This is a genomic window from Paenibacillus xylanexedens, assembly GCF_007676705.1.
GTDB lineage: Bacteria > Bacillota > Bacilli > Paenibacillales > Paenibacillaceae > Paenibacillus > Paenibacillus xylanexedens_C.
On record NZ_VEBF01000005.1, the window covers coordinates 127,396 to 151,514 of the forward strand.

At 40.5% G+C, this 24,119-nt stretch carries 20 protein-coding genes; 3 read left to right on the forward strand and 17 right to left on the reverse strand.

The window, feature by feature from the left end; all coding sequences use genetic code 11:
• Positions 1-134: 134 nt before the first annotated feature.
• From FS628_RS23405 to FS628_RS23455, 11 genes are all read right to left on the reverse strand, one after another.
• Positions 135-1,298 carry an FAD-dependent oxidoreductase gene (locus tag FS628_RS23405; RefSeq protein WP_145325382.1) on the reverse strand — a complete coding sequence of 388 codons (1,164 nt, stop codon included), beginning with the start codon at positions 1,296-1,298 and terminating at the stop codon, positions 135-137.
• 426 nt (positions 1,299-1,724) lie between these two features.
• Positions 1,725-3,185: a glycoside hydrolase family 1 protein gene (locus tag FS628_RS23410; protein ID WP_145325383.1), complete on the reverse strand. Its 1,461-nt coding sequence runs from the start codon at positions 3,183-3,185 to the stop codon at positions 1,725-1,727.
• A 13-nt stretch (positions 3,186-3,198) separates the two neighbouring features.
• The gene (locus FS628_RS23415) at positions 3,199-5,064 is read right to left on the reverse strand and encodes a beta-glucoside-specific PTS transporter subunit IIABC (RefSeq protein ID WP_145325384.1); all 1,866 of its coding nucleotides are present in this window, start codon (positions 5,062-5,064) and stop codon (positions 3,199-3,201) included.
• A 148-nt stretch (positions 5,065-5,212) separates the two neighbouring features.
• Positions 5,213-6,052: a BglG family transcription antiterminator LicT gene (licT, locus tag FS628_RS23420; RefSeq protein ID WP_145325385.1), complete on the reverse strand. Its 840-nt coding sequence runs from the start codon at positions 6,050-6,052 to the stop codon at positions 5,213-5,215.
• Positions 6,053-6,355: 303 nt separating this feature from the next.
• A complete protein-coding gene (locus FS628_RS23425; RefSeq protein WP_145325386.1) occupies positions 6,356-7,243 on the reverse strand; it encodes an RCC1 domain-containing protein in 888 nt (295 codons plus the stop codon).
• Positions 7,244-7,484: 241 nt separating this feature from the next.
• Positions 7,485-9,416 (reverse strand): fructose-1,6-bisphosphatase, encoded by a 1,932-nt coding sequence (locus tag FS628_RS23430; RefSeq protein ID WP_145325387.1) that lies wholly within the window; start codon positions 9,414-9,416, stop codon positions 7,485-7,487.
• Positions 9,417-10,419: 1,003 nt separating this feature from the next.
• Positions 10,420-10,665 (reverse strand): hypothetical protein, encoded by a 246-nt coding sequence (locus FS628_RS23435; protein WP_091021024.1) that lies wholly within the window; start codon positions 10,663-10,665, stop codon positions 10,420-10,422.
• 88 nt (positions 10,666-10,753) lie between these two features.
• Positions 10,754-11,728 (reverse strand): phosphotransferase enzyme family protein, encoded by a 975-nt coding sequence (locus FS628_RS23440; RefSeq protein ID WP_145325388.1) that lies wholly within the window; start codon positions 11,726-11,728, stop codon positions 10,754-10,756.
• Between the two features lie 425 nt (positions 11,729-12,153).
• Entirely contained in the window at positions 12,154-12,810 is a 657-nt protein-coding gene (locus tag FS628_RS23445; protein WP_145325389.1) for a hypothetical protein, read from the reverse strand.
• A 116-nt stretch (positions 12,811-12,926) separates the two neighbouring features.
• The gene (locus tag FS628_RS23450) at positions 12,927-14,279 is read right to left on the reverse strand and encodes a sensor histidine kinase (protein WP_260871159.1); all 1,353 of its coding nucleotides are present in this window, start codon (positions 14,277-14,279) and stop codon (positions 12,927-12,929) included.
• A 71-nt stretch (positions 14,280-14,350) separates the two neighbouring features.
• Complete coding sequence (locus tag FS628_RS23455) at positions 14,351-15,058, reverse strand: response regulator transcription factor (protein ID WP_076323558.1); 708 nt, start codon at positions 15,056-15,058, stop codon at positions 14,351-14,353.
• Positions 15,059-15,212: 154 nt separating this feature from the next.
• Here FS628_RS23455 and FS628_RS23460 point away from each other — a divergent pair, with 154 nt between their 5' ends.
• The gene (locus FS628_RS23460) at positions 15,213-15,470 is read left to right on the forward strand and encodes a GlsB/YeaQ/YmgE family stress response membrane protein (protein WP_024630063.1); all 258 of its coding nucleotides are present in this window, start codon (positions 15,213-15,215) and stop codon (positions 15,468-15,470) included.
• 134 nt (positions 15,471-15,604) lie between these two features.
• Here the strand turns inward: FS628_RS23460 and FS628_RS23465 are convergent, their stop codons facing one another.
• The 3 genes from FS628_RS23465 to FS628_RS23475 form a co-directional block, all read right to left on the reverse strand.
• Positions 15,605-16,540 (reverse strand): NADP-dependent oxidoreductase, encoded by a 936-nt coding sequence (locus tag FS628_RS23465; RefSeq protein WP_145325391.1) that lies wholly within the window; start codon positions 16,538-16,540, stop codon positions 15,605-15,607.
• A gap of 245 nt (positions 16,541-16,785) precedes the next feature.
• The gene (locus FS628_RS23470; RefSeq protein ID WP_145325392.1) at positions 16,786-17,970 is read right to left on the reverse strand and encodes an MFS transporter; all 1,185 of its coding nucleotides are present in this window, start codon (positions 17,968-17,970) and stop codon (positions 16,786-16,788) included.
• Positions 17,971-17,979: 9 nt separating this feature from the next.
• Positions 17,980-18,744, reverse strand: coding sequence for an MBL fold metallo-hydrolase (locus FS628_RS23475; RefSeq protein WP_145325393.1), 765 nt, complete (start codon positions 18,742-18,744; stop codon positions 17,980-17,982).
• Between the two features lie 141 nt (positions 18,745-18,885).
• On the opposite strand from FS628_RS23475, the gene FS628_RS23480 reads away from it, so the two are divergent.
• A complete protein-coding gene (locus FS628_RS23480; RefSeq protein WP_145325394.1) occupies positions 18,886-19,299 on the forward strand; it encodes an Lrp/AsnC family transcriptional regulator in 414 nt (137 codons plus the stop codon).
• Between the two features lie 422 nt (positions 19,300-19,721).
• Positions 19,722-21,278 carry a glycine betaine uptake BCCT transporter gene (locus FS628_RS23485; protein ID WP_145325395.1) on the forward strand — a complete coding sequence of 519 codons (1,557 nt, stop codon included), beginning with the start codon at positions 19,722-19,724 and terminating at the stop codon, positions 21,276-21,278.
• Between the two features lie 376 nt (positions 21,279-21,654).
• Here FS628_RS23485 and FS628_RS23495 read toward each other — a convergent pair whose 3' ends face one another.
• The 3 genes from FS628_RS23495 to FS628_RS23505 all read right to left on the reverse strand — a co-directional run bounded on the left by FS628_RS23495 (position 21,655) and on the right by FS628_RS23505 (position 24,101).
• Positions 21,655-22,086 (reverse strand): universal stress protein, encoded by a 432-nt coding sequence (locus tag FS628_RS23495; protein WP_145325396.1) that lies wholly within the window; start codon positions 22,084-22,086, stop codon positions 21,655-21,657.
• Positions 22,087-22,091: 5 nt separating this feature from the next.
• Positions 22,092-23,324, reverse strand: a complete 1,233-nt coding sequence (locus tag FS628_RS23500) for a CynX/NimT family MFS transporter (protein ID WP_145325397.1) — start codon at positions 23,322-23,324, stop codon at positions 22,092-22,094.
• A gap of 216 nt (positions 23,325-23,540) precedes the next feature.
• Complete coding sequence (locus FS628_RS23505) at positions 23,541-24,101, reverse strand: helix-turn-helix domain-containing protein (protein WP_091021004.1); 561 nt, start codon at positions 24,099-24,101, stop codon at positions 23,541-23,543.
• Between the last annotated feature and the right edge of the window lie 18 nt (positions 24,102-24,119).

A 24,119-nucleotide genomic window follows, 5' to 3' on the forward strand; every position in this document is an offset into this window, starting at 1 on the left:
TGAAAAACGCCCCTAGAATTTCATCGGATAAACCATGGGTTTATTCCAAAGTCCATTCTAAGGGGCACTTTATCGAGAAATTTCTCGTTAAAAGATGGCTGAAATCCGTTAAACACTAGATCCAAATCAATGTATTAATTTTCCCAATGAATTCTGTAATTTGGATCAATAGTAGATCCGCTAAACAAACCAATATCAAAACCATTGCTGAAATCGAACCCTTTACTTACATCAAATATTTCCAAGCTATTCTGTATTGCATTTATACGATCTTTGCGATCAGCTTCTAAATAATATAACGCATCGGTATAATGGTGTTTTTGTAACATTTTAGCTAAGTACATTGCGTCCTCTAAGGCCACGGAGCTTCCATACCCCGTGTTGGGGTTTATGGTATGTGCAGAATCTCCAATAACTACAGCTCGGCCTTTAGACCAACTAGGAATAGGATCAACACAATAAATTTGTTTAGGAATAATATTAAACGATTTCTTGATAATCTCTGACAATGCTCCATGTTCACCATAACGTTTTACCAAATCTGATTTAAGTTGATCAAGATTCCTAAGTTCAAATTCCTCCTTTGGAATTTTCCTCTCTTGATATCCAGATGCTTGCCAAGATAGGTTTAGTTCATCCGTTGGATGACTTTTAGAAATTAAGAAATTGGCATTCTCCGAAAAATAAAATAATTCATCCCCATTCATTAGGTTCTGTACCTGTGTATTATCAATATCCTTAAATGATGCAATTCCATATAATGCCCATGATTTAGCATAATGTAATAGATGATTAGGAAACATCTGGTTTCTTACTGTTGAATGTAAACCATCTGCACCAACTAACAAACTTCCAATTTCCTGTTGACCGTCTTCAAAATAAGCAGTCACACTCGAAGCGTCCTCTGAGAAATGGGTGAGTTTTTTATTATAATGTACTTCAACGCCATTAGATTGAGCATGTCTCATCAAAATTTCAACAAGATCGGAACGCTGCATGTAAATGGATCTTCTACTGAAAGCCGAATCCTGCATTAAATTTATTGAGGCTATTTCCGTATTGTCCGTCGTTAAGAGTCTCATCCGATCAGCAGAGTGACTACTGTTTTTGATTTGTTCTTCTATCCCTAATTCTTTCATCACGTGCACGCCACTTTTGTTAATTCGGAAACTAGATCCTTCAATTCGCTTGTAAGGATAGTTCTCGTAAACTGCGCAGTCAATTCCCGCCTTTTTCAAAAAAATGGCTAACGAAAGTCCGCTAATTCCAGCGCCCACAATAATGATTTTTTCTTTCATAATCTGTCCTCCTGATATTCATTATTTTTACTTACATGAACTAAACGTCAATTTTTTTAATGAATAAACTATCGTTTTGTCTGGTTACTCATTCTCTTCAAACTCACATATAGTGTACACCACCTCTTAAATAATATATATTTATATCTTTTGATAGTATTTTATATCATATACTATTTAAAATCAAATGTACCTATATTTCTTTCAGGAGTTAGGACTCATGGGACACAACGCTCAGCTAAATGAACTGTAGACTGGATATTGTCAGCCACTTTAGTATCATCAAAATTAATTCTTAGTTTTATTAATGATGCACAAAAAACCAAGTACTTGTCTCACAAAGTGATAAGTACTTGGTCTATTTGATAGAATTTTAAATGTTATGACCCATCTGTCTGTTAATTAAATAAGGCAGCTGATTGCAAATTATATTTCCAAATTCAATCTTTCCCCGTTGGATTCAATCACCTTTTTATACCAGTGGAAACTGTCCTTTTTACTTCTTTTCAGGGTACCACTGCCCTCGTTATCCTTATCTACATAAATGAATCCGTAGCGTTTCTCCATTTCGCCAGTTGAGGCACTAACGATGTCGATGCAACCCCAAGCCGTGTAGCCGATAAGATTAACGCCATCGAGGATAGCTTCTCTCATTTGTTCGATATGATCTCGCAGGAAATTGATCCTATAGGTATCATTGATAGAGCCATCCTCTTCGATGACATCAACCGCTCCCAGACCATTTTCAACGATCATTATAGGGATTCTATACCGATCGTACACATGATTGAGTACGTAACGAAGTCCAACTGGATCGATTTGCCATCCCCAATCATTTGCCTTCAAATAAGGATTTTTGAATCCACCAAAGACATTCCCTTGGGTCTCATCACCCTCTGGGCGGGTACCCACTACATGAGATTTGTAGTAGCTGAAGCTATAGAAATCAACACAGCCTTGTTTTAGCACCTCTTCGTCTTCTTCTGCCATCTCAATCTGAATATTGTTCTCATTAAAATATCTCATGGCAAAGTCAGGGTATTCCCCTCTAACTTGCACGTCGCTGCTCAGCATATTGTTAATCTGATCCATTCTCAGAGCCTTCAACATATCTTCCGGTTTACATGTACTTCCGTAACCATGACTATAATTAATCATGCAACCGATTTGGAACGCCGGATTAATCTCATGAGCAAGCTTGACAGCTTTTGCACTTGCTATAAATTGATGATGTAAAGCCTGGAATCTTAATTGCGTACTATCCACAACCGTATTGTTAAATACACCACTATCATCAACTAATAATGCCCCTGCTATATATGCACCTGCTGGAACAATTAAACTATTGATCTCATTAAATGTAATCCAGTACTTCACGACATCCTTGTAACGGGTGAAAATGGTCTCACAATACCGTACGTAGCAGTCGATCATCTCTCTGGAAGCCCAAGCATTGAATTTCTCAGTTAGCGCAAACGGAGCTTCGTAATGTGAGATCGTAACGATGGGTTCAATGTTATACTTTTTCAGTTCACTAAACACCTTGTCGTAAAATTGAAGTCCTGCTTCATTTGGCGTTACATCGTCCCCGTTGGGGAATATTCTGGACCAAGCAATGGACATTCTGAAGCATCGAAAGCCCATCTCTGCAAACAGACGGATATCTTCTTTGTAGTGATGGTAAAAGTCTACTGCCTCATGGGAAGGATAGTTTACCCCCTCCTCAATGTGTTTAGTGATCCGTCTTGGAGTAGTATGTGTTCCACCCGTCATCATATCTGCTGTACTTGCCTTTTTACCATCAATGTTCCAGGCACCCTCGTATTGATTCGCCGCTGTTGCGCCGCCCCACATAAAAGAGTCTGGGAATACGGTTGTGTTCTTCATTGGCAATTCCTCCTTATATGATCTTCATTAGTTTTTCACCGATCGTAATCGATGGTTTGTCTATACCAATTACATCTGTAAAGTCATCTGAATTCGTAACAATAATAGGTGTAGTCAGGTCATAACCTTTTGCGGCTATTGCATCTGTATCGAATTCAATAAGTAAATCCCCAGCTTTTACTTCATCGCCTTCTTGCACATGTACCTTGAAATGTTCACCTTTCAGCTTGACCGTGTTCATGCCAATATGAACGAGGAGCTCAGCACCATTATTCGAGCTAATACCGATTGCGTGGAAGGTAGGGAATACCGCGGATATTACACCATCGGCTGGTGAAACAAGCTTTCCAACTGTAGGTTCAATGGCGATCCCTTTTCCCATAGCTCCAGTTGCAAAGGCTTCGTCCTTTATTCTCGATAACTCTAGAACTCGACCAGTCATTGGTGCTATGAGCACATGCTCAGAGACGCCAACAACAGGCACATGGTTTGTTGAAGAAGACTTCGCTGTTGCTTGTTGATTCGTTCCATCCTCAGGCACATCTTCAAATCCTAAAATAAGGGTCATTAAGAAGGTGACAATAAAGCTAATGACGAGACCAATTGCTGCATGCATTAGGTTCCATGGATTATCTGTAATAAATGCTGGTAACGTAGCCAAGCCGGCAATGCCTAGAGCAGATCGAGCTACACCGAACAAGCCAACATATATTCCGCCTACAATACCACCAATGACAACAGCGATCAGCGGTTTTTTCAACCGTAGATTTACACCAAACAATGCAGGTTCGCTAATACCTAATAGCGCAGTTACACTTGTAGAGTATGCAACTTGTTTAAATGCCTTATTTTTGGTTCTTAATGCGACCGCGAGCGCAGCTGCACCTTGAGCAATATTGTGTACGAGCATACCTGGGCCAACAATGCCATCGGTTTTTGTCTGTGCATAAGCAGTGAGGACAACGGGTCCCAAACTATAGTGCATTCCCGTCAGAATCAGGAAAGGGAACGCACCGCCAATAATACCAGACACTAACCATCCTGCGTGTGTATTGACATAGGATACAGCAGAAGCAAGGTAGTTACCGGCAATTGCACCCAGTGGGCCTAGAACAATTAATGTTAGAGGTGCCATAACAAGTATTACAACTAACGGTTTCAAAATGGATTTGATCACGGAAGGAGAATACTTTTCAGCAAATCGTTCCACATATGACAGGATCCATACGGCTAAAATAATTGGAATAACGGAAGAAGAATACGTTGCTTGTGTAACAGGTAGACCGAAGAACGTAACAGGCTCACCCGCAGACATCAACGCCGAAAAGCTAGGATGTAACAAGATACCCGCAATGGTTAACGCAAAGCCCACATTAGCTTTAAGTTTAACAGCAGCACTCCAGGCGAGTAGCATTGGCAAGAAGTAATAAGCCGCATCTCCGACAAAAGTCATAATTGTATTAAATTGACCGTCAAGGTCAACCAGATTAAAGGTTTTCAAAATGAGAAGAACTGCCTTAATCATGGCGCAACCGATCATTGCGGGTAGAATCGGTGTGAAGATTCCGGCAATCGTGTCCAGAACCGTAGAGACTTTTCCTTTTTTCACAGTTGGAGCATCATTCTTGCTTGTAAAGTTCCCTAGTTGAGCAAGGGCTTTATAGACGTTGTTGACCTCATTACCGATAATGACCTGATACTGACCTCCACTACTGGCAATGCCCACAACTCCTTGTACGTTTTTCAGTGCTTCGTTGTTTGCAATCGACTCGTCTTTCAAATTAAAGCGGAGCCTGGTAGCACAGTGTGTAACACTTTCAATGTTTTTTTCACCACCAACAAGTTTTAGAATGTCGGTAGCCGTTTGTTCATGTTTCATTTTTTGTTCCCCCTTCAATGTATTCTTTTACAAAAAAAAGACCTAGAGTTCTATCGAATATAGATATGCTCTATACACGATGGAACTCTAGGTCTTGCCTGCATCACCAGTAACAATCCTAGTATAGTCATTATGGAGCGATGATGGGTTAATCCCTTTCTTCATCAGTCACCCTTTTGATATGAACAGTTAAATATACCAATTCGTCTTCGGTTAATTCTTTCCCATAGTCTACCCGGATCAACTGCGCAATTCTTAGACTACATTGGTACTCTAGCTTATATTTTTCTTTAATAATATTGAGGAAATCGCTATCATTACTTTTCATCACCGTATTGTTAAACAGACGATAGGCAAAAAACTTTAGATGTGTGATCAGTCTGGAGTAGTGAAGGGAGCTTTCGTTAAAGTGAATTTTGAACTGATAACGAATAATATTTAAGACCTTTTGAATCAATTGCGTGATCTTCATGGTATCTTCCATTTCAGATCCGAGTTCTGCATTGACGATATGAAGCGCAATAAAGCCGGCCTCATCTTCAGGCAACGTAATGTTGAATTCTTGATTAATCATATCCAAAGCCTTCAAAGCCACTCGATACTCATTGGCGTAGAATGCTTTAATTTCAGACAATAACGCATTGTTGAAGTTCATTCCCTGTTTATAGCGTGATACGGCGAAGTTAATATGGTCTGTTAGCGTCAAATATATATTTTCATTCAGCTCTTTATCCAAGGACTGCTTGGCATATTGAATAATACTATCGGACACACGGATGTACTCCATCGGAATCTGCGCGAGCAGGGCATATAATTTTCCAGTTACATTTTTGGACTTCAGGAAAAATTCTTTCTCAATCTTCTCTGTGTCCACATCGTCTCCTTTTTTCTTCTGAAAACCAATACCACTTCCTAGAAGCATCATCTCCTGGCGTCTTTCATTTACAGCGCAGACGACATTATTATTAATAATTCGCGTGATTTTCATACGAATCTCCTTTTAAAATGAAACGTTAACAGAATTTAGCAAATAAAAAAGACCATTAATAGTGCACACATGGCATTTAAACTCTACATGTTTGCATATTAATCGGTCTTGCCTGCTGATCAGTAACAATCCTGATTATATTCATTATTTACTTGTACGATTATCTTAGTGGAAGGCGTTAAATTTGTCAATATAGTCATTTGGAGTACTTTCTATAACTCAAAACGATCAATTAAAATTATACATTAAGCGTACCGCTAAAATAGCGACTTCAAGGGGAATATGTCTTTATCCCTCGACATTTTATTGTTGGATGCTACTCCATCCGCTTACATCACATTGACCATAATGATTATCACCCACAGCAACCATCGTACCATCCGATTTCAATCCAATCGTGTGGGCACACCCCGCCGAAACAGCTCTAATTTCGTGCCAGCCACTTACATCGCATTGGTGATGTTTATTCGAACCCACAGCAACCATCGTACCGTCGGACTTAAGACCAACAGTATGATAACTCCCCGCTGCAACTGCTACAATATCGCGCCAGCCGCTTACGTCGCATTCGCCTTCATTATTTCTACCCACAGCCACTACCGTGCCATCCGATCTAAGCCCAACAGTATGAAGATAACCCGCCGAAACATCCAATATGTCGGCCCAGTCGTTTACGCTACATTGGTTATACTTATTGTTACCAACTGCTGTTACCGTTCCGTCTATTTTTAGACCAACTGTATGCCAGTCACCCGTCGTGACCGATACAATATCATGCCAACTGTTCACGTTGCATTCCCCTTCATTATTTCGCCCCACCGCAACCACGGTACCATCTGATTTAACCCCAACAGTACGGCACCAACCTGCCGAAACGGTTACAATATCGCGCCATTCGCTTACATTGCATTGGTCATGCTTATTCCAACCTATTGCTGTTACCGTACCATCAGATTTAAGACCAACGGTATGGGCATTACCGGTATTCGTAGCCATATGAACATTACCAGCAACAACTGCGACGATATGGCACCAATCGCTTACCTTACATTGACCGTATTTATTATCACCCACAGCTGTTACTGTTCCGTCAGATTTAAGAGCAACGGTATGACGACGACCCGCCGCTATGGTACAGTTACGGAACCGTTTCGTCTCAAACACTGCTTCCTTCGGTGAATTGTAGTCCATATCTTCCTCCTCTCCACAAACTGAAAATCCTCCGTTAGTTCAACTGTAAGTCATAAAGTTCAGCGTTCATATCTTTCACTGAAAACAGTCAATAGGACACTAACTTATTGTTCTTATTCGACGTGGTATTCTTATACCCTAGCTGTCAAGATAGCGGAACCATCAGGCATATTCGCATTTCCTCTACGTTGTTAAATCGCACTCAAACGGTTGATCCAGGTGTGTATTTTTAGGAATCGTTTCATTTCATGTAGCGATAGTCTAATAGATCCTTCAAATTTGAGATTTTCTGCAGCAGCTTTTCTCCGACATTGGTTTCCCTCACCAGCTTCCGCGCCAGTTCTTTGTCCACCAATCTTTTTAGAGATAACACGTCCGTTCCGTTACATAACACATCTTCTTTTGAATTAAATTTCTTATGGGCGACGAGCTGCATGCCAAAGGAATTGTACAACAAGGTATATCCGGCAATGCCCGTTGTGGATTGATAGGCTTTGGAAAAACCGCCGTCAATCACGATCATTTTTCCATTTGCTTTAACTGGGCTCTCTCCACTAATTTCTTTGACTGGCGTGTGCCCGTTAATGACATGTCCATGATCTGGGTTCAACTCAAATTCCTGCAAGATTATTCGACAGATCTCTTCATTTTCACGTAAATGGTAGTACGGATTCTTTCTCTCTTTATGTGCTTCTTTATCTTGGATAAAATAACGTTCAAAAGTGGTCATTTCTCTCTTTCCAAAGAGCGAGGAGCATTCCCCTGTCCAGATGTACCATACCATATCCGTCGCCAGATCTTCTGTCTCTTCCGGATGCGCAAAGGCGTAACGTAAATAATCTTCAAAAACATCAAGCAATTGACGGCCCGCATATGTCTTGTCTTCAATCTGCATTTCTTCCATATTTCCTTCTTCATCCAAAGGAATACAGCCGTGGATTAACAAATTCCCGTTGTATTTTAAATAAAGGCTACCCTTTTTCATGAGAAAATTCATATGTCTGGCCATCTTTTCGGAATGCTGAACGGAAAACAACAGCTTTTCCATAACCTGGCGTTCTTCCTCCAGTAATTGTTCAGGTTTCTGCGGATTTACGGTTGCGAAACAGGTGTTTTCCAGGTGGTACGTTTTACCGCAGATGTTGATTTCATTGTTGTCGTAATCAATCTGCTCCAGCAAAAGTCTCTCAGACATATTAAAGTATGGGCGTCTCTTGATAATCGGGATTTCAAGTTTAAACTGAATCATGGCAATGGCTTGGTGAATTTTGGTGATCTGCAGAATTTCCTGCTCCGATACATTATGGCCAGCCTGTAACTTAGGTCTGAAGGACGGATTGTCTTCATAATATTTCTCCGCCAGGTTTAGCAGTGGGCGCAGATTGATTCCGTATACATCTTCAATGATGTCCAGATTGTCATATCTGGCGCAGATCCGAATAATATTCGCAAGGCAGACCAGAGAACCTGCGTAGGCTCCGATCCAGAGGACATCATGGTTCCCCCACTGTATGTCTACAGAATGGTAGTTGATCAGCGTATCCATAATTTTATCGGGGTACGGCCCCCGGTCATAGATATCTCCAACCACATGAAGATGGTCAACCACCAGGCGCTGTGTCGTATAAGCAAGGCCGATAATGAGATTATCCGCCTGGCCCAAGGATATAATTTGCCGGTATATTTCCTCGTAATAAGGATCCTTATTGTTGGTCGAATCCGTCTTGTATAGAAGCTCTTCTACAATATATACATATTGCTCCGGCAGAGCTTTACGCAATTTCGAGCGTGTATACTTGGAAGAGGCATAAGAAATAAGCTTAAGCATGTGTTCAATTGTTAGTCTATACCACTGGTTCAAAGCCTGTTTATTGCTCAGTTCCCCTATAACCAGCTGTATTTTTTCTTCCGGGTAATAAACCAACGCCGCAAAATCATTGATTTCTTGATCCGTCCAAACCTCTCGGAATAATTCTTTGATTTTCTCTTTGACGGTACCCGAACCGTTTCGTAGTACATGCTGAAAAGCCTGGAACTCCCCATGCAAATCACTGACAAAATGCTCGGTTCCCTTCGGGAGATTGGAGATCGCTTCAAGGTTGATGATCTCTGTTATGATTTTTTCTTCCGTATCATATTTCTCTGCCAATAAATCTAGAAACTGCTCATCCAAAACAAATGTCCCCCTTCAAGGAAGTATGGTGTTGTATAGCCGGGTCCAAAAGCTTTAGACCTATATAAAATTACACTCTATACATGTTTTTTGTATAAACGTAATGCTTTCGGAATGCCATCCGCACAGATCGTTGAGGCTCGAAGATATCGCTCTATATGTGGCATTGATTTTATAGTGATTATCAGCATTGCCCTCCCCCATCATACTCCAGTTCATCATATATGAACAAATTTCATTGAATGGATTTTAAACGAAACAATGTTTTTTAGTTATTTTAGAAATAAGAATTGTGTTCAATCTGTTCAAATACAAGAACTTGTACCGATAAAATAAAAAAGCCGCTAAAATAGCGACTTTGAATGGGACCATGTTCTTGTTTCTCGACATTTTTTACTAACTGCTATTTTACACAATGGAAAATAAACGATCTATTCTCAGAATTTGCTTGTTTAAACTCCCAATCACCATATGTTTTAATTTTTGAAAAACCTATTTGTTTCAGCGACTCATCGAATTCGTCTTGATTTCGCAACCTCAGCTACTTTTTTTCATGAGCTAGCACTTCGTCTGTTTTAGTATTTTTTACTATTTCATAGAAAGTGTAAATATCTCCCTCAAACCCTTCATATTCTGTATAAATTTCTAAAGGATCTCCGCTTAGTCTATCTTTAGCTAAGTCGGGAGTTTTGTCCTTCTTTTAGCCCGGTTATATCTCTCATGAATTCATAACCTGAATGATCGTATTTGAGGTCACCAATACTTACGGGTTCAACCTTTTTTCTGTGATCGAAATTGCTAACGAATTCAGTGAACTTTGAAGACTGTGGCATGTCTTTAATCTTAAAAGTTAAACTTATGTTTTTATCGTTCGCATACCTGGAGTATATTCACAAAATTCATCTATCCTGCCCGTTAACGTAATGAAGCAGCCGGTCTAACACAGGCAGCTTCATTCTCGTTGTTTATTCAATTATAGTTTCTACGTTAGCGTAATAAAGCATTAACTTTTAATATCTTCTTTAGCCTTTTGTCTATATCGAATTATGGAAAGAGGTAAATTAACTACTCCAAGAATAAAAGAAGAGCCAATAGATATCCATTGAGATATTGAAGGATAATTCGGTTTTCCGTCTCCTACAGGTCCTATTTTGGGTTGGTGGCTATCCCACAAAACATATAAGAGACCAACAGCAGGTAACAATATGCAAATTACACTTGCAACTATATGTAACACATACTTGTTCAATCCTACTCCTCCATTTATTGTATTCATGTCTTGAACTCTGTTTATATTATAACGTTATCTAAAACGGGAAATTACACTAACCTACTCCTTAGTTTAACAAAAAATTTTCTCCTTTAAGATATTTCCTAAAATAGTTTTCAATAACTGATGGAAAATTTGCCGCTAAGGATTGTTGTTCATTTGAATTTAGAGAATGGAATGCGAAAGTCCTAATTATTGACCAAATAAAAAATGCTTCTAATAACTCGACATAATTCTCTTCCAGTTGATTTACTTTGCTATACGATGAAATAAATACTTTCCTATTATCAGATGAAAGATGCAAAAATGTTTCAGCCATGTCAAATAAATAAAAGCCATAGCCACAATTCGAAAAATCTATAGGTCGAGGAGTATCCTCATAAAAAACATAGTTACTCTCATGAAGGTCAGAATGAATAACTCCCCAATTACTTGTCAAACGTTTATGATTTTGTATCACATTTGCTATTTTATGTGCTGACTCTTCCACATGAACAAACACTTCGCTTGAGATAAGCTCTAAATTTACTAACCGTTTTAATTGATTAAGTGATGAATATAAATGATCAGAATTGTATATTGGTCTATTAAAGCCTTCAGGTGCATTCCATTGCATAGAATGTTTATGTAGAGCCGCCATTAAGAGAGCCAAATTTTCAATTTCATTACTTGTTGGTTCTCTTTGAAGTACGATTCCATTAATCCAATGATGAATAGTCACCATGATTGTATTTTCGCTAAGATCAGTTGCTATTTCTGTTACCAGATCACCTTGAAGATTTCTGACCGGTGCAGGTACGACGAGATTTGTATCTTTAACCAAAGCTTCAAGCCAAATAAGCTCTGATGCGATATTCCCTTTTGATTGAATTGAAATCGAGGAGATATGGATTTTGATAAGAAACTTTTGATTATCATCGTTGGTCTGAACTTGAAATGTAACATTATCACTCTTTCCGAGATACACAAGTTTTTCCCAAATGATCGGGTATTGATGTAAAGCTTCTTTCGCCACCTTCGCATAATCTTCTTCAGAAAGCATAGTATCCACTCCAGTTAATGTGATTTATACTTCACAATTTTATCAAGTGAACTTTATTTTATGGTGATAAAAGTTGATTATAACTAAACTTTACTGCCCGGTAGTCGAATAAAGCCACCGATCCTGTTGATCGGCGGTCTCCTTTGGTTTCATGGAACTATTGTTTCCCGTTAGTTCAATCGACCTTCTTCGTTTACGATACTGTCCTCCGTGTTGTCTGTAACAGCAAGTTTTAGAGCCATCCTATAAGGGATGACCCTTTCGCTTTATTATACAATCGTATACTTAGGACAATCGTTACGTTTTCTTTAATGGTATCAGATCCTACCCTGTGTATGCCATGGCATCCCATTGTACCGATAAAATAAAAAAGCCGCTAAATTAGCGACTTCAATAGGACTATGTTCTTGTCCTTCGACTTAATATTAGTCCAAAAGGCTGTAGATCTGAATGCTCTCCACCTTGGCATCTTTGATATGAAACGACATCACATCCACATAATTAGATGGCTCGTAACGGAAGTCATCCTCCTCATTAGGGGCTCCATCACCAAGCAGTTTCCCCTCAGGGTAAGCGTTTTTGAGTGTATCCAGGCTATCTCCTGCTTTAATGTTTCGCACTGTCGCGTACTTAGGATCTGTGATTTCGATATGAAAGATGGAGTCTTGTTTCCCCTCCGGTATACTGATTGTTTTAATCTCCAGACCAGGATACGTATAAACCTTTTCTGTAAAACCGATTAACGTATCCATGTTTGTTCCATCGTCGGCACTGTACGTATGAGATTTCAGGTTATCCGGTTTGCCCAGCATCTGTTCCATCTGATCTTCATTCGCTGTATCCGAAATCGCAATGGTGTGCTCATTATAGACAAAAGCAAGCTCCTTCAGCACCACATTGCCTTCCTTCTCCATTGAACCTTCCTTAATCGCTTCAGTACTCTGTTCGTCGGGCGTGTTTTTTTCAGCCGAGCTCTGCGCCGCTTCTGGCGACTTGGCACCATTGGACTGACAGCCTGTGAGTGCCATCGTTAGTAAAATACTCAGCAGGATAACAGCTGTAGCTTTGTTTATCGATTTCATCATGATCCCTCCATAAATGTGTGATTTCTTCTTATGAAGTCATTATAAAAAAAGCATTTGTTAGTCTCATAACAAAATTGTATCAATCTTGTAACGTTAACTATTTACGCGCGTGTTTACGCACGGGGTAACACTATCGTAACGGTCGTTCCTTCCCCGATTTGACTTTCCATGTCGATATATCCATTAAACCGCTCTACAATCTCTTTGCAAATAGAAAGTCCAAGACCTGAACCGTTCGCTGTGCTTGCATTTTTCGCCCGGTAAAAGCGTTCCTGCACTCTCTCCAGCTCATCGCCCGCGATACCGATACCTTGATCACGTATCCGTATAACTACCTCGCTTGGCGTATGTTCCAACTTCAATTCGATTAGCGATGGACTGCCTGAATATTTGATGGCATTGTCCACAAGGTTGGCGATCGCATGGGACATCAGCATTGGATTCACGTTGGCGTGGACTCTCGTCAGAAGCTTATCCTCCGGTTCCGCTTCCGCCTCCCTGAACCTAATCTCGATTCCTTTATCTTTGGCCTTGGCACCCATACTCGTTGCGACTTGCTGAATCAGTTCGTTCATTTCCGTCTTCCGGGCTTCCAGTTCGTTAGAACCAGCCTTGTCGAATCGGGATAGCAACAACAGTTCATTAATCAAGCGCGTCAGCCGATCCGATTCCTGCAGCAGATGAGCATAGATTTTTTGCAGCTCCTTGTTCTCGTTCTCCCCTTCAACCAAGTATTGAGAGAAACCACGGATGGCTGCCAAGGGTGTTTTTAACTCGTGAGATACGTTGGAGACAAATTGTTTCTGATACTGAATGTAATCATGAAGCTGCCGCCCCATGGAATCCAGCCCATCTGCCAGCATGCCCAGCTCATCCTTCCGGTTTAGATGAACTCTCCGAAACTCCTGTCTAGAGAAACTTTGCGCAGCGCCAAGCAACAGCTTAATCGGCTTGGTTGTGTTGCGGGCAATCCACAGGCTGGATAACGTAATCAGCACAATAAATCCGCCTGCACCCGCAAACAGGATATAACGGATTTGATCCATAATCGCATAAAAGTAGGAAATGTCCTCCACGAACTCATACACATAAGCGTTTTGGTAGTATTGATCCTGAATCGGAGTGGCAAAATAAAGCAGATGATCTTCCGTTACGGTGTAGGCATAACTGCCGCTCAGAGCTTTCTCAATATTTTTTTCAAAAATAAGAGGTTTGCCATCATTAATGATGATGCCATCCACAGCCAAGCCCAGCAACTGCTTGGAGCTGTCATAGATACGTACTTCCTTGCCTGAAGCTTTCAGCTTCTCTAGAGCAAGTCTGACAATTTCCTTGGTCTGGGGCTCTCCTGTCGATGATCTATGCTGTGCCAACACCTCACGGAAGGACAACTCGGACAGATCCGCCTTCTCCATCATCTGTTTTTCAATGGTAATGAAGCTATAGTAATCGATGGCTTTATTCACCGCAAAAATGATGATGCCAAAGGACAGTACGGAGAAAAATAAATAATTCAGCAGTAACCGGGTTGCATACTTCAGGCCTCGCCACCTCCAAGTTGATAGCCAAATCCATAGATCGTCCTGACATACTTCGGTTCGTCCGCGTTATCCTCCAGCTTCTTCCGTAATCGCATGATTGTCATGTCCACACTGCGACTGTCTCCCATAAAGTCATATCCCCATCCGATCTGCAGCAGCTCATCCCGGGTAAAGATTTTGTCTGGCCTTTTGAGTAACGTTTCCAGAATTTTAAACTCTTTGGCCGTTAAAGACACGGGTACACCGTTTTTTAGCACCCTTCGGCTTTCCAGATCAAATGTCAGCTCTTCATGAATGATGCGTGTAGATTTCACTTCTGTTCCTTCACTTGATTCCTCCTTGCTCTCGTTTCTTCTCAGAATCACCTTGATCCGAGCGAGCAATTCACGATTGTCAAAGGGTTTGGTCATGTAATCTTCCGCCCCTAGCTCTAGTCCCAACACCTTGTCGATTACCTCATTTTTGGCAGAGAGCATGATTACAGGAACGGCACGTTTCCCGGTGATTTCCTTACACAGGTCATATCCGGAGCAGTCAGGCAGCATCAAGTCAAGCACCACCAGGTCCGGTCCAAAAGCATCCAGCAGCTGCAGGGCTATTTTACCGTTTTCAGCCGTTTGAACGACGTAGTTTTCTCTTCTCAGTACGAGCTCAATTAAATCTCTGATTGCGACTTCATCGTCAATGACAAGTATTTTCTTCAATGTGCACCCCTTCTAGCCTTGTTCCCCAGCTTGAATCATCATTTACCCCCATCTTAGCATAGACACTTTAGATTCCTCCACCAACTGGAAGGTGAGGTATATTCCACTGAGCCCAACATAACTTGTAATAAACCCAAAGAAAGGAGAACAATCCATGGATCTGCTCTGGGTACTCATTGTTGGTGGACTTATTGGCTGGTTAAGCGGCAACTTGATTGGGCGGGACGTACCGGGCGGTGTACTTGGGAACATTATTGCGGGTTTTATCGGTTCCTGGTTAGGAACGGAATTGCTGGGACCAAGGGGGCCGGTGATTGGCGGATTTCATATTATTCCAGCCATCGTTGGCTCGATTATTGCCCTGCTTATCTTCTTCGCGCTGGCACGCGGCGGAGCCTTCCGAAGACGTTAACCAAGAGAGGCGGAAACCGATACCGTCGTTATTAGATATTTTTATTAAGATGCTGACAGAGCATAAAGGCACAGGATAAACATAAAAGGACCGAAAGCATTCATCGATGGAAGATGAACACTTACGGTCCTTTTTTAAAATGTAATGACAATTTTACCTACAGCGTGGTGGGTTTCACTCAAAGCATGTGCATCATAAATACCCTGTCTACTAAACGGGAATGTTGCCCCTACAATCGACTTTATCTTTTTCTCTTCCATTAGATCTGCCATTCTCTGCAATTGATCACCATCTGGCTGTAGCCAAATCCCCTTTGCTGATACATTGTGAGACTTAGCAGTATCATGATTGGGTTCACCAACAATGGTGATTAGTCTTCCGGTATTTGGCTTAAGCACCTTATAGCTATTCTCAGCTACTTCTCCACCCATCGTGTCAAACACTAAATCTATATCTTTTAGAATCTCTTCAAAGTTTTCCTTTTTGTAATCAATGACCTGATCAGCACCTAACGAATAAAGAAGTTCATGATTTTTTTCACTTGCTGTTGTAATAACATGAGCGCCGGCATACTTTGCTAATTGAATGGCATAGATACCTACACCACCAGCTCCAGCGTGAATAAGTACAGTTTCACCTTCTTTTAGATCGCCATGAGTAAACAGTGCCTGCCATGCTGTTAAACCAGCTAAAGGTACAGCCGCAGCCTCCTCATATGAGATTGAATCAGGTAGTTTTGCCAGTAGGTACTCATCAACTGCTGTATACTCAGCATACGCACCGAAACGAGTTGTTTCAGGACGACTGAATACTCGATCCCCAACGTTCCACTTCGTAACGTTTGAACCAATTTCAGTTATGACTCCAGCTACATCCCAACCTAAGATAATAGGGAATTCCCAATCAAACATTTCTTTTAAGTAACCCTCTCTTAATTTCCAATCGATTGGATTAATGGATGTAGCCTCTAGTTTTACAACCACTTGATTGGCTTCTGCCCTTGGTTTATTCACTTCCTGCTCAACTAACTCTTCTTTACTTCCATATTGATTAATCACAACTGCTTTCATTTTTGTAACACTCCTTTAAGCTAATAGCTTTTACGTGCTATTCCCGATTATTTATTTATATCTAGTCACTGAGAGTTCATGAATATTATCGTTACTCATTTTTAACAACCAGGATAAAATTATGCAAAAACATTTAATTATTAAATGTTTGCCAATAGGGAATTGAAAATCGGCTACTTGGAAATATGAATAATTCCCTACCAAAATTGAACAAAAGCAGCCGGTCCTCTTGACCGACTGCCTCCTTAGTTCACCACTTGATTTTGAATTTTACCTTCTTTCTTTCCATACAACATGTAATATAGAAAAAATGTAGCTAAAACAATTAATCCGAGTATTACATACAAACCACTATATCCTGTAGCTGGAACTATCAAACCGATAATAGATGGGCCAAATCCGTTCCCTAGATCATAAAATATAAAGAACGTCGCAGTTGCTAAGCCAACTCGGTGAGGTTCAGCTAAATTGATGGCTATGGCTTGAGTTACGGAAGAAATATTACCAAATCCCAATGCAACTAATGCTCCTACCAATAACAATGTAAAGCTATTGTTAACTGAGCTTAAAAGAAGCATCCCTACTCCATATATAATAAGAGCCGGATATATGATAATGTTAGCTCCTCTTTTGTCCATTATTCGTCCAGTAAAAGGTCGTGATATTAAGACAAAAAAAGTATATACCATAAAGAAGAAACTTGCTGTGTCTACTAACCCTAACTCCAAAGCATAAATATTTAAATATGAAACTATACCGGAAAAACAAAAAGTCATGAAAAAAATAATAATTGCGATCGGCATTGCTTTTGGCTCAATAAAGTCAGAGATTTTTATTCCCTTTTTATTGTTCTTCTTAATCTTGAATGTTGCGGGAAACTTCAGAAAAAATGCGATTACTAAACTAAAAATTCCAAGCAATAAGCTTAAAGAAAAAATCATATCAAAGTTTGAATTTCGACTCAAAACTAAACCAATAAATGGACCGATTCCTGTGGCCAAGGCCGTACTAATTGCAAAATAACTTATCCCTTCACCTTTTCGTGATGCAGGAAGGCTAAATACAACAACCGTACTCACAATTGTAGATATAATACCCACTGTGATCCCGTTTAAAAGCCGATTTAAGATGAGAAAGTTAACATTAAGATGAACGAAATAAAGTAATGTAGTTAAAATTAATAAAAACAAGCTGGTCATCAAGATTTTTTTGGAAGGTATACGACGTCCTGTAAACAAACGCCCTAATAAAGAACCGATAATAAAAATACCTGCGACGATACCAGCTTGGCCGGTTGATGCATCAAATTCATTAATTGCATAAAGAGTGATCGTCGCGTTTAATAAAAAGAAAATTAATGTCATGATGAAATTGACAGACGAAAGAATAATAAAGTTTTTCGTCCACAGTTTAGGATTCGTGTGGTTCATAACATCCTCCTAAAAAGTGTACGATTCGCCGTCTTCGGGAACTAATAAGCTAGAGGTGAATCCCTTTTCTTCTCCAAAGCTTTTTAGTTCTTTTCTAGATAATGTCCAATGATTAACGGCTTCCATATGGACTGATATAATTTTGGCGTTGGGAGCCGCCTTATGCACCTCGTAAACATCTTCTTTGCCCATTATAAGTGAGCCCCAATCATGGAAACTATTATTTCCAGCGTTCAACACGATAATCTCAGGCGTGTGGGAAATGATTTCATTTTTGACACCTTCATACCATACTGTATCTCCGGCAAGGTACAACGTCTTCTCATTGGGATGTTTGAAGACAACACCACATACCTGTCCCATCATTTTTAATAAATCTTTCCCTCTGCCGTGCTCGCCTTTTGTTTTAATTAACTGAATACCTTCAAAAAGGGTATCTTCAGTAAGTACTTCTACTTGTTGAAAACCGTCACTTTCAACTTGTTTAGCATCTTCTTCGTTTTGTACAAAAACTTTGATGCCTTTTGGAAGCACTGCTTTGGCTATATCATCGTAGTGATCCAGATGCAAATGAGTCAGAATAACAGCATCGACATCTTTAATGATATCGTAAACGGACATGGGCAAGTTAATTATAGGATTTCTCAAATCCTCTCTGATCCCCGCCGAGAATGGATCATATAGACCCTTGTCCGCGAGTAATGGATCGACTAGGAACTTTTTACCTGCATAATGAACAATGATTGTTGCATTTCGAACGAGTTGAATGTGCATATTTATATATAATTCTCCTTCTGTTTTTTAATTTTGTTTGTTGACAATGATAAGTTTATACTAAATGCAAACTTCAAATACACAGATTAAATAAAGTGTATTGGTCTTTTTACTTTATTTTTTAAAGGAGATGCTTTTGATTTGGATCAAACAGATAAACGAATTATTGAAGAACTGAGCCAAAATAGCCGAATTACGATGAAAGAATTAGGGGAAAGAGTTCATCTAACTGGACCTGCAGCAGCAGCCCGGGTAGAAAAACTTGAGGATACTGGAGTTATAGAGGGATACAGCATTAAAGTTAATCACGCAAAATTAGGATGTTTTACGTATGCATTTCTAAATATCTATATTAAAGATACACACCATCAACCATTTCTTTCATTTATTCATTCTAAAGAGGATCACATCCTAAATAATTACAAAATAAGCGGTGATGGATGCTATCTGCTTGAATGTAGGTTTCCAAGTAACGAAGCGTTAAACCAATTTTTATTAGAGTTGAACAATTATGCTAACTACAAATTATCCATTGTAATCGATAAAACCTTGTAAACAAAAACGTACAAAGAAACTTGTATTTCTAAGAAACGAAAAAAGGCAGCCGATCATGTTGATCCGCTGCCTCCTTTGGTTTTATTAAGCTATCGTTTCCCGAGAGTTAAATTCGCATATCATGTTTATGGCCCGATCCACATCGGACGGGTCTCTGCCTTCATATGAATCTAATTAAAGTACAGTCGATAAACGTAGCAATCTCCAATGTCATCCCTATCACCCTATCTTCCTTATCTCAGATTAACAAGAGATTATAGGCAATATATATTATTCAGGCAAGATCAAAACAAACCGACGGGTGTTTCATTACACGGCGGTTTGTTTTAATTTATCAACAGCTGGCTTTCCGAAATATTACAGGTCGGACTAGCACATACTAAGGAACAGTTGGCTGAAGCTTACATAACGGAGGTCTCATCATGGTATTTACAATCACAATTATCATCGTTGCACTGTTTGCAATATGGGGAGCCGTCGCTCCTGATCAGCTGGCGGATGTGGCTAACGTTGCCTACAACTTCTCTATTCAGAATTTTGGCTGGTTTTATTTGCTAGCGACACTGTTCTTCCTGATCTTCGCTTTCTATCTGGCGTTCAGCCGATTTGGCGGTATTAGGCTGGGGGATGACGATGATGAACCAGAATATTCTACGGTTTCCTGGCTGTCCATGCTGTTTAGCGCTGGTATGGGCATTGGGCTGGTTTTCTGGGGAGTTGCTGAACCGCTGTCCCACTATTTATCTGCACCGGAGGGGGCGGTACCCGAAACAACGCAAGCAGCCATACTTTCAATGCGTTATTCCTTTTTCCACTGGGGGCTGCATCCTTGGGCTATCTATACCGTCATCGGCTTAGCGCTTGCTTACTTCCAGTTCCGGAAAGGATTCAAAGGGCTGATCAGTTCCACCTTTATTCCTCTGATAGGTGAGCGTCTTGCTGCAGGCTGGCTTGGTAAGGTCATTGATATTCTGGCGGTCATTTCCACCATCTTTGGTGTTGCGACCTCGCTTGGATTGGGTGCACTTCAGATCGGCGGGGGTCTGAATCACTTATTCGGTATTCCTAACTCAATTCTGTCTCAGGTTGCCATTATCACAGTTGTAACCGTACTGTTTTTAATCTCGGCAACCTCAGGTCTGGATAAAGGTATTAAGATTCTGAGCAACGTCAACCTCGTTATAGCTGTGCTATTAATGGTGTTTGTATTGGTGACTGGACCGACTTCTTTTATATTTGACACATTCACAACAACCTTGGGCAGTTACATGCAGAATATTATTAACATGAGTTTGAGACTGACGCCGTTCTCAAGAGAAACATGGATTGGAGCATGGACGTTATTTTACTGGGCATGGTGGATCTCGTGGGCTCCCTTTGTCGGCACTTTTATCGCAAGGGTATCCAGAGGAAGAACCATAAAGGAATTTGTAATTTACGTCATGGTTATTCCAAGTCTTTTCGGATTTATCTGGTTCTCCGTCTTCGGCGGAACAGGACTTCACATGGAATTGTTCAATGCCGCTCATCTGGCGGAGGCCGTCAAGGAAGATACGACAACCGCTTTATTCCTTATGTTGGAGCAGCTGCCTTTGGGCACGATCGTAGCATTCATCGCTACACTCCTGATCATGATCTTCTTTATTACGTCGGCTGATTCGGCTACCTTTGTACTGGGCATGCTCACTTCAGATGGCAAGCTGGATCCAAGTACAAAAGTGAAATTAACCTGGGGAATCATGCAGTCCGCCATCGCGGTAGTACTGCTAATCAGCGGGGGGTTAAACGGCCTCCAGACGGCATCCATTGTAACCGCATTGCCGTTCGCTGTTGTCCTTATCGGTATGTGTTTCTCCCTGCTCAAGGCTCTAAAGGCTGAGGACAAAGAGCGCCGTCAGAAGGAAAAACGGCAGCGCCAAAAGCTGAAACGACTGCTGGAGGAACAAGAACACTCGCTGAATGAAATTCCCGGCAGGTAATGTACACTTGATCTCTATAGAGATGGTACCTGCCTTAAGGCGGGTGCCTTTTTATATCTTGTTCCTCGACATAATTCGTTAAAACAAACAAAAGCCCGCGTCCTTGCGGGCTTTTAATTATTTCATGGTATTGAGTTTCACAGCCTAAGGATCGAATTAATGATCTGTTGGTACCTGAGTCATCATATCGTTAACCTGGGTTACAAAGGCTCCTTCATTCGGGCCCAATGCTTCAAGAGGCATCGCATGCGGATTGTCTTTGAGATCTGTCATGAGTTCTGTTTGATCCCTAGGCGGAATGATTTCTAACACTTATTTATACTATAAACGTTCCCCGCCGTATAATAATGCATCATCTAAACAGTTCCTGGAGGAGTTAATGTACAATGAGGACTGGGCAACTTGATAGCTGTGAAACCTTGTGACTGACACTTCCAAGCATCATTTCTTTTACACCCCTTAGCCCACGGCTTCCGATAATTATAAGTTGCTGCTCGGTATCCCTTGCATAATTCAATATTTCATGCCCAGGGTCTCCCTTAAGATGAACAGTTTCCGGATTAATCCCCGCAGACTTTAATTTAGATTTGGCTTGATGCAACTGTTCCAAACTCGCTTTTTCCATTTCGTTCAGTATGTCTTCCAAAAAATTCTCTGGTACATATGTCATGCCGCTCGACACATAATCCTGGCTGACATTAACCAAGGTAACTTGAATTTGTTTATTTTGGACTATTTCAACGGTTGCATCAAGGAGTTTGTTCGTTATTTCAGCTTTATCAATGGCCACCATAATTTTGTCAAACATCGTTATCATCCTTTCCGTGGCAGTTCGTAACCATTTCGACTACCTACAACACGATTACTTGCTGCTCCTATACCAACTAAAAAGAGTAACACCGAAGCCCCAAGAAGAATGAAAAGTGGCAGGTTCCAACTATTTGTTGCATCGTGCAGATATCCTATAAGGGCTGGACCGATTGCGGCAAGAAGATATCCGATCGATTGGGCCATGCCAGATAGTTCCGCTGCTTGATGCGCATTTTCAGTGCGCAACCCGAAAAACATCATGGCCAAACTAAAGGCGAAGCCTCCACCAATTCCAAGTATGACGATCCACAACAGAATGACATTAGAACTTCCGTAAAGAAGTCCGAGCGTCCCCGTCAAAAGCAAAATGCTTGTGATGACCACTAACAAACGTTGGCTAGACATGCGCCCAGCAATAACAGGGACAATAAAGGTAAATGGAAGCATCGCTAACTGCATGATCGAGAGGTACCATCCAGATTGGTTGGAGTCAATTCCTTGCTGCTTTAAAATTTCAGGCAACCATGCGATCAACACATAGAAAACCATAGACTGTATACCCATGAACAAGGTTACTTGCCAAGCAAGCGGGGATCGCCAAACATTCACATCGTTGCTTGCCACTTGTTGACTCGTCGTGGCTGTTTGTTTCGTTTGATTTCTTAATTGGGGTAACCAACAGAGGATCGATACAAAGCTTAGAATCCCCCATATTCCCAATGCTCCCTGCCATTTTAGCCCTGCGTTCATGGCTAGCGGTACACTGATTCCCGATGCGATTGCTCCACATAAATTCATCGAAATGGAGTAAACTCCTGTCATGGAGCCAATTTTATTTGGGAAATCCCTTTTGATTATACTTGGCAATAATACATTACATATGGCAATGGCGAATCCAAGAACTGCTGTTCCAATAAACAGATTAACTGCGCCAGATAAAGATCGTATTACAATACCAACAGTCAGAAAGATTAGGGCAATCAAAATGATACGCTCTACCCCATACTTTCTTCCTAATTTCGGTACTAGAGGCGATAACAAAGCAAAGGCAAGCAAGGGAACCGTTGTGATCAGGCCTGCTAATGTATTTGAAATATGAACGTCATCCCTTATAAAACCCACTAAAGGACCAACTGAGGTTAAGGGAGTACGTAAATTAGCTGCAATAACAATAATGCCGATAATGATCAGCCCTACAGAGGATGGCACGAATTTTTTATTTTGTTTATTCGGCATTCTTCATTTCTCCTTCCTGAATTCTTACGTATTATATTTGCTTCCTGGTGGCTAAAAAACTTTGATATAACATCCGCGCGAATAACAAAAGTATAGTATAATATATTTTAATAAACAATAATTATTTTATAACATACTAAAATTGATTAAAAAAATACAACTCTGAATTCCCGTCATGGAATTCGGAGTTGTATTTAATAAGTGGATTTTCGACTACTAGAAACCATATTTTAAGGATATATGGAGCACTGTTTCGTTATTCGTATGATTGGTATAAGCGTGAGGATAATCTGCACGAAAGCTGATCGTATCATATTGATTCAATGTGTAAATCTCTCCATTGACTTGTAACTCAATGGAACCCGTCATTACTGTCGCAATTTCAGTTGTATTCACATGATGACCTTCAGGATAATACGAGCTATTTGGCTGTAAGTATGCCCGACACATTTCAATATCGTTGCTTTTAAAGACGGGTTCAATGATCCAATTTTTTTCATCATTAGAAAACCGCAATCCCTCGCCTGCTCGATACAAACTAACAGGTTTCTCTGATGTGAACAAAGCCAATAGCGGTAAAGATATTCCTTTTGAAATTTTCCATATAATGGCCAAAGTTGGATTTGTCTCGCCACGTTCGATATTACCCAGAGTAAGTTTGCTTACGCCCGTTAATTCTGATAAGTCGTCTAAGGTCATGTTTTTTTCTTTTCTGTACTTTTTCAATGCACCGCCGATTTGTAATACAATTTGTTTTGACTCATCGATTTCATCCATTTGATTTTCACCTCAACA